Raw genomic sequence first — 7,611 nt, forward strand, 5'->3', positions numbered from 1 at the left:
AATTATGGGGTGGTATGCTTTGTATATGATGTAAGCTCATTTAATTGCTTTGGTGAGCCAATATCAGCCCAAACCCCTTCATAAACTGAGCCACTTATTTTTTGTTGGGTGGTAAGCTCACGTAGTAAAGGAGTGATAGAGTAACGGCCGATAGGGCATTGCTGAAATAGCTCAGGCCGATAATAGGTAATGCCTGCAAATGTATAACAACGTTCATTTGTTAAACGTAAACTTTCTAAGTTAAAGTCACCTTTAGGATTATGGGCAGGATTGGCAACCAAGATTACATGCGCTAAAAAATTAGGTAAACAATTTAGGGTAGTAAAATCGAAATCAGTATAAATGTCTCCATTAACAACTAAAAATGGTTCTTGGCCTAGAAGAGGTAATGCATTAACAAGGCCACCCCCAGTTTCCAAACCTCCCGGTGGTTCAGGAGAGTAGCAAATTTCAATATTCCATCGTTTACCATTGCCAAGATGCTGCCGTATCTGCCCCCCTAAATAAGCATGATTAATAATAATACGATTAAAGCCTGAGCGAGCTAAATTAATTATATGATGTTCTATTAAAGGTTTCCCATAAATCTGGCACATTGCTTTAGGAATGAAATTTGTTATTGGTTTAAGTCGTTCCCCTCGACCTGCAGCTAAAATCATTGCAGTTTTCATGGTAGTCGAATCCTTTTTTGTAAAAAGTAATAGAATGCTTCAAGCTCTTTATAACTTTCTAAACAAGCAGTTAAATAATGTAAAGTAAGCGGCAGATCACCTAGATAATTAGGTTTTTTATCACGCAAATATAAACGACAAAAAATACCTAGGATTTTTAAATGACGTTGTATCCCACATACATCAAAAGCACGAACAAAAGAAGAAAAATTCCAGTGTTTTAACTTAGGCGATTGCTCATAAAAAACGGTTAGCCATTGACTTATTTGTTCAGGAGGCCACTGAATATAACAGTCTTTAAGCAGTGACACTAAATCATAGGTGATAGGTCCTTGCATTGCATCTTGAAAATCAATAAGAGCTAATTGATGGTTAAATGCTGCGCCTGGAAGCATAATATTTCTTGAATGATAATCACGATGAATAATTACTTTAGGCTGTTTTTCAATTTCAGTTATTAACCAATTAAAAGTAGTGTCAATTAAATTTTTTTCTTCTGGGGTAAGTGTTAATTTTAAATAGGCATTTAAAAACCATTCAGTAAATAAATTTAATTCACCCAACATAAAGTTTCGATCAAAATGGGGAAATTGATATGTACTTTTAAGAGGACATTGCTGCAATACCAATAATGTTTCGATTGCAGATTTATATAAAAAATCTGCCGTATCAGTAGATAATTGACTTAAGAATAGGGTGTCACCAAAATCATCTAGAAGAGCAAAGCCATCTAAGTCATTGACAGCATAAACTTTCGGTGTTAGTAATCCATGGGCACGAAAAAAATCGGCAATTTCAATAAAGGATTTTAAATTTTCTTTGCCCGGTGGGGCATCCATAATAATGTAGCTATTACCTTTAAAATTTAGACGATAATATTGCCTAAAACTAGCATCGCCGGTTAAAAGGAATAAAGAAAATTCATTGGAACCAAGGACTTGTGTTAACCAATTGCTCAGTGCGTTTTGGCGGCTATGCATGCTATACTCCCTAACCTTTTTTGTTTAAAGGGTAATTATGGATATGACAAATTATCAAGCACACTGTGCTTACAGGTATTTAATGATATGACTATGGCTTTTAGGTTTACCCTTCTAAAAACAAACAGAAAGAGGCTAAATTGTATTCTTTTTACAGTTACATTTGTAGGTATTTTAAGTCTAGCGAGTCTCTATTTTAAAAATGCAAGTGCGTCAGAGGTATTAATAGAACCAATAGAGGCTTGTGTACTACCACGAGATACTTATCTAAATAGTGCTATACGCGCTAATTTTGCCCACTGCTTAGGGTGGCAAGAGGGTCCTTCTTATTCTAGATGTCAAGGTAGCTATCTACCACTTGATGTGCAACCTCTAGATAGAGAGGATGAAGTTCAGATATTTGCTAATACAATGTCACTTTATAATGCTGGTCGTTCTGAGCTAAAGGGTAATATTGAAGTAAGGCAAACCACGAGAATACTTAATGCTCAAACAGCTTATATTTATCGAGATACTAAAACTAATCAGGTAACCAATATTGAATTACTTGGCTCAGTTAGATATCAAGAGCCAGGCCGCTTAATGATTGCTAGAAAAGTCACCATAAATCCACAAACAAAAGCAGGGACGGCGGAAGATGTATTATATCGCTTTAATTCAGTTCGTCGTGGTTCGGCATTGCCGGCATGGGGGCGAGCTGGCTTAATTGAGCGCTTTCCAAATAAAGATTATTTTCTAGCGAAAGCTACTTATAGTACTTGTGCACCGCAAGATAATGCTTGGCATTTAGAAGCGCGAAAAATAAATTTAGACGATGCTAATTCCGTTGGAGTAGCACGTGATGCACGTTTATTAATTGGCGATATTCCTGTCCTTTATACGCCATATATAAGTTTTCCAACGTCTAAGGAAAGAAAATCAGGTTTTTTATGGCCTACTTTTGGTAATTCAAATGTCGGAGGGTTTGATTTTTCTATTCCTTATTATTGGAATATTGCCCCAAATTATGATGCAACCTTTTACCCTCATTTATATACAAAACGCGGTGTTATGCTGGGAGAACAATTTCGTTATTTAACAGCAAGCTCGGTAGGAAATATTTATGCCAGTTTTTTACCGCATGATCGAGCCTATATTAACTTTATTCGTAATAATGAAGTTAGTTTTCCCCAACTGCAAGGATCTTCAAAAAATAGGTGGTCACTCCAATTTCAAGATTTGACATATTTTACGCCAAACTTGAAATTACGTGTTAATGCACAACAAGTTTCCGATGATTACTATTTACAAGATTTTAGTAGCAACTTAGCTGTACTTACAGAAAGGCAGCTCGTGCGCGAGGCAGAATTGGCTTATAAGCTTGATAATTGGCTTTTTCGAGGTTTATTACAATCTTATCAAACCTTACAACCAATTAATTTAACACCGGTAAGCGATATTTATCAGCGCTTACCTCAACTGTCAGCAAATGGGTTTTATGACGATTTACCTTTAAATGGGAATTTTTTTCTATTGGGACAATACGATAATTTTCGTTGGCCTAATAACTTAACCAATCCGCCAGAAGGACCACGTTACTATTTAAATCCAGTTTTATCCCTACCTCAAACACAGCCTTGGGGATATTTCACCCCTAGTTTCGAAGTAGTGCAGAATGCTTATGATGTTAGACATAATGACCCATTGCCTAATTCACATTATAGTAATACCATTCCACGTTACAGCCTTGATAGCGGTTTATTCTTTGATAGGCCTACTCAAATTATGGGTGAAGGGTTTAATCAAACACTAGAGCCCCGGCTTTTTTATTTGTATGTGCCTTATCATAATCAAAGAAGAATTCCTGTTTATGATTCAGCTTATCCTATATTTAATTTTGATCAATTATTTCGTGTAAACCGTTTTTCGGGTTTTGATCGAATTGGTGACGCAAATCAATTCTCTTATGCAATAACGACACGTTGGATATCCGATGTGACTGGCACGGAAAAAGCACAATTTTCAATAGGACAAAGTTATTATCTTTCAGAACGAAGAGTCCAATTATGTCGTAGCTTATTAGAAAATTGTTATGATGATCCGCTAGCTTTAGGATATGTCTCACCATTTCCTCATAAGTCACCCATTGCTTCGCGTTTTTCATATAATTTTAATCCTGCTGTCACTTTTATTGGTGATTATGTATGGGATGTTAATACGCATTCTACTAATAATGGCCATCTTGATCTTTCTTATCAACCTGGGCCTAATGAATTAGTAAGCTTAGGTTATACCTACTTAGTTAATGGTGATATTACTTATATTAATAATATTTTTGATGTTAATCCGCTACATCAAGTTACTTTCGCTTACGCCTGGCCTTTTAATGAAAAATGGAGTACTTTGGGGGCTTATAATTTTAATATTAGTAAAGGCTATGAAATGATGTCCTTCTTGGGTATCCAATATGATAGCTGTTGTTGGGCAGTAAGAGTAATGGGGGGAAGAACATTTAAAGATTTAAATCAACGATCTTCGCCACGTTATAATAATAATATTTATTTCCAAGTATTACTAAAAGGGCTAGGCTCATTGGGTAATAGTGGACCAAGTACTATTATTCGTACATTTTTGCCAAGTTATGTAGATAGTTTTCATCGCTAGCTATTTAAGAGACCTCTTTCCAAATTGGCCTTGATGGCCAATCTCGGCGGAAAAAAGTCTTCAAAATGCTCATGTACTTCATGTACACTGCGCTTTTTCAGGCTTTTTTCTTGACCGACCTTGTCTCATCACTGCCAATTTGAAAAGAGGTCTAAGGTATAAGGTTGCTAGGAATTTATACCCTTAAAGTCAATTTGCTTGTATTTTGGGTATAAATCGCCTAAATTGCCGCTCTAAAACAAAATGAGGAATATCGCATGCTAAAGCGTATTGCATTTTTGCTACTGTTGTTACCTGCATTTACGTTTGCTGAACCTTTAGATCGTGTTGTTGCGATAGTAAATGATAGTGTTATTACTGCAAGTGAGTTAAATACTCAAGTAGAAACCCTTCGTCAACAAATACTTGCCCAAAAGGTAGAACTTCCCTCTGAAAGGGTTTTAAAAAAACAAGTTCTCCAGCACTTAATTAATACTGATCTGCAGTTACAGTTGGCAAAACAGCATAATATTACTGTTGACAATGCTGAGTTAAATGATGCAATTGCTAAGATTGCTGAACAAAATAACTTGTCTTTATCTCAATTACGAGAAGCGTTACAGCAACAAGGTCTAACTTGGCAACGATATCGTGAAAATCTACGTAAAGAAATTATTATGGCGCGCCTTCAGCAAAAAGCTGTTGGAAAAGATGTTAAAGTGACGCCGGAGCAAGTTGAGAATTACTTAAAGTCAGGTGCTTATCAGGATAAAACCAAATTTACTTATCACTTACAAAATATGATTATTCCTTTACCAGAAGAGCCTACCTCTGCTGAGCTTAAAAAAGCGCAAGAGAAAGCTAATCAAGTCTTAGCTAAATTACAAAAAGGTGCTGAGTTTAATAATGTTGCTACAGAAGAATCAAATAATGGATTTATTTTAGAAAGTAATGATTTAGGTGATAGATATTTGGCACAATTACCTGAGCTTTTTGCTAAAGAAGTAATAAAAATGAAGCCTGGCCAAGTTGCAGGTCCATTACGAGCAGGCAATGGATACCAAATCATTAAACTAATTGCTGTTGGAGGTAAAGATGAAAAACATGAGGTTATAAAAACTCATGTTCGTCATATTTTAATAAAGCCCGATAACCGCATGACTGCAGAAGAAGCAAAACGTCAAGCTAATAATATTTACCAGCAATTAAAATCAGGAAAGAACTTTGCAGAAATGGCTAAACAATATTCGCTTGATATAGTCAGTGCCACAAAAGGTGGCGACTTAGGGTGGGTTAATACAGGAGAGCTAGTACCGCAATTTGAAAAGGCAATGAACTCTTTACCATTGCATAAAATTAGTAAGCCTGTTAAATCCATGTTTGGCTGGCATATTATTGAAGTTCTTGAACGTAAACGTGTTGATGATTCCGCTACTTTCCAACGCCAGCAAGTCATGCAATTTTTACAGCAACGTAAATTTAGTGAAGCTGTTCAAAACTGGCAACAACATTTAAGAACGAATGCTTACGTTAAAATTCTTGATAAGGAATTAGCGTGATAAAACCACTGTTGATAAGCAGTGGTGAACCCGCAGGTATTGGCCCAGATATTTGTCTTGCTCTTGCTAAGCTTAATTTGCCTATTGTTATCTTAGCTGATAAAAAATTGTTGCAAGAGCGAGCTGAAAAACTGCAATTAGCTGTTAATTTTATTGATTATGTCGAGTCTACTAATTTTAGTACTAAGCCAAATAGTTTAGTTGTCCTTTCAATTCCATGTAATCAACCCGTTGAAGCGGGAAAATTAAACACTGCAAATGCTGACTATGTTATCCGTATGTTAACTAGAGGCGCAAAAGATTGTTTAGAAAATAGATTTTCTGCACTTGTTACAGCCCCTGTCCATAAGGCAGTTATTAATGATGCTGGTATTCCTTTTACAGGCCATACTGAATTCTTTGCTAATTATTGCAATATAGAAACAGTTGTTATGATGTTAGCTTGCCCTGCAATGAAAGTTGCGCTGGTAACGACACATTTACCACTCAACGAAGTTCCTAAGGCAGTAACTAAACACCTCCTTTATAATGTTTTACAGCAATTACAAGAATCTTTAAAAAAAGATTTTGGTATTGAAAACCCACGTATCTGGGTTGCAGGTTTAAATCCACATGCAGGTGAGGGAGGATATTTAGGGCGTGAGGAATTAGATATTATTATTCCTACTCTAGACAAAATGAAAGAACAAGGAATGAATGTAGAAGGTCCTTTTCCTGCTGATACAATGTTTGTTCCACACAATACAAATACAAAAGTGGATGCCTATGTTGCTATGTATCATGATCAAGGATTACCTGTATTAAAATATGCCGGCTTTGGCCAAGCGGTAAATATTACTTTGGGTTTACCTATTATTCGTACATCTGTTGATCACGGAACAGCACTTGAGTTGGCTGGAACTGGACAAGCCAATGCTGCGAGCTTAATTGCGGCAGTTAAAACAGCGTTATTTATGTCAGAACAAAGGGCTAAGAAGCATGTCTAATTTTAGTTTAGTTGCAGCAATTGATGAAAATTACGGCCTAGGGAAAGATAATCAATTGCTTTGTCATTTGCCAGCTGATTTAAAAAATTTCAAACAGTTAACGATGGGTAAACCTATTGTAATGGGTAAAAAAACTTACCAATCCATTGGAAAACCTTTGCCAGGACGCCAAAACATTGTATTGACTACACAGGATTTACAAATTGAAGGGGCGGATATTGCTCGTTCATTAGAACATGCGATTGATTTAGCAGGTAAGGCATCCGAAATAATGATTATTGGCGGGGCAACTATTTTTGAACAATTCTTACCTTTAGCTAGTCAAATTTATTTAACGGTAATTCATCATCAGTTTAACGCAGATGTCTTTTTTCCTAAATTCGATTTAGCGGCCTGGCATTGTATGCAGACACAATACCGACCGCACGATGAGAAAAATCTATATGATATGACATTTTACCATTATAAACGTTCTAATTAATATTCAGTAACTATCACTTGGCTTGATGTAGGGCCATGAGAGTGGTTGTTAGGATTATGAGCATGCGCATGTTGATTCACTCTACCATTTCCTAATACTTGGAAAATATTTAGAACAACCTCTTGACCGGCATATGAAATATTGCAGCGATTATAGCCTGGCCACGTTTTACCTGGTTGCTTACTACCTCGATAAAGAGCTTGACATAAAAACAAGGGTTTACCATTTGTGTCTCGTCCAATTCTAACAGGACTTCTGGTATCTTTTTGCCAGGAAGTATTATTAAAGAGATTTCGCGGCGGGACCTTAAAA

Annotated in this window: 7 protein-coding genes (1 of these 7 only partly in view); 4 read left to right on the forward strand and 3 right to left on the reverse strand. The window is 36.2% G+C overall.

The window, feature by feature from the left end; all coding sequences use genetic code 11:
• Positions 1–2: 2 nt before the first annotated feature.
• Together murU and DYH30_RS01520 are read right to left on the reverse strand one after the other, a co-directional pair.
• The gene (gene murU, locus DYH30_RS01515) at positions 3–671 is read right to left on the reverse strand and encodes an N-acetylmuramate alpha-1-phosphate uridylyltransferase MurU (protein ID WP_115329876.1); all 669 of its coding nucleotides are present in this window, start codon (positions 669–671) and stop codon (positions 3–5) included.
• A complete protein-coding gene (locus DYH30_RS01520; RefSeq protein ID WP_115329878.1) occupies positions 668–1,651 on the reverse strand; it encodes an aminoglycoside phosphotransferase family protein in 984 nt (327 codons plus the stop codon). The genes murU and DYH30_RS01520 overlap by 4 nt, the downstream gene beginning before the upstream one ends.
• Before the next feature lie 87 nt (positions 1,652–1,738).
• Here DYH30_RS01520 and DYH30_RS01525 point away from each other — a divergent pair, with 87 nt between their 5' ends.
• The 4 genes from DYH30_RS01525 to DYH30_RS01540 all read left to right on the forward strand — a co-directional run bounded on the left by DYH30_RS01525 (position 1,739) and on the right by DYH30_RS01540 (position 7,299).
• The gene (locus tag DYH30_RS01525; protein ID WP_423202848.1) at positions 1,739–4,294 is read left to right on the forward strand and encodes an LPS-assembly protein LptD; all 2,556 of its coding nucleotides are present in this window, start codon (positions 1,739–1,741) and stop codon (positions 4,292–4,294) included.
• A 257-nt stretch (positions 4,295–4,551) separates the two neighbouring features.
• Positions 4,552–5,832 carry a peptidylprolyl isomerase gene (locus DYH30_RS01530; protein ID WP_115329880.1) on the forward strand — a complete coding sequence of 427 codons (1,281 nt, stop codon included), beginning with the start codon at positions 4,552–4,554 and terminating at the stop codon, positions 5,830–5,832.
• Entirely contained in the window at positions 5,832–6,818 is a 987-nt protein-coding gene (gene pdxA / locus DYH30_RS01535) for a 4-hydroxythreonine-4-phosphate dehydrogenase PdxA (protein ID WP_115332464.1), read from the forward strand. The genes DYH30_RS01530 and pdxA overlap by 1 nt, the downstream gene beginning before the upstream one ends.
• Positions 6,811–7,299 carry a dihydrofolate reductase gene (locus DYH30_RS01540; RefSeq protein ID WP_115329882.1) on the forward strand — a complete coding sequence of 163 codons (489 nt, stop codon included), beginning with the start codon at positions 6,811–6,813 and terminating at the stop codon, positions 7,297–7,299. Before pdxA ends, DYH30_RS01540 begins: the two co-directional genes overlap by 8 nt.
• Here the strand turns inward: DYH30_RS01540 and DYH30_RS01545 are convergent.
• Positions 7,296–7,611 carry the 3' portion of a DUF3421 domain-containing protein gene (locus tag DYH30_RS01545; RefSeq protein WP_115329884.1) on the reverse strand. Its footprint extends 248 nt past the window's final position, so 316 of the gene's 564 nt are visible here — the last part of the coding sequence; the start codon falls outside the window, past its right edge — the gene reads right to left on this strand; it ends in the stop codon at positions 7,296–7,298. The two genes, DYH30_RS01540 and DYH30_RS01545, sit on opposite strands and share 4 nt — an antisense overlap.

This window comes from Legionella busanensis (assembly GCF_900461525.1).
GTDB lineage: Bacteria > Pseudomonadota > Gammaproteobacteria > Legionellales > Legionellaceae > Legionella_C > Legionella_C busanensis.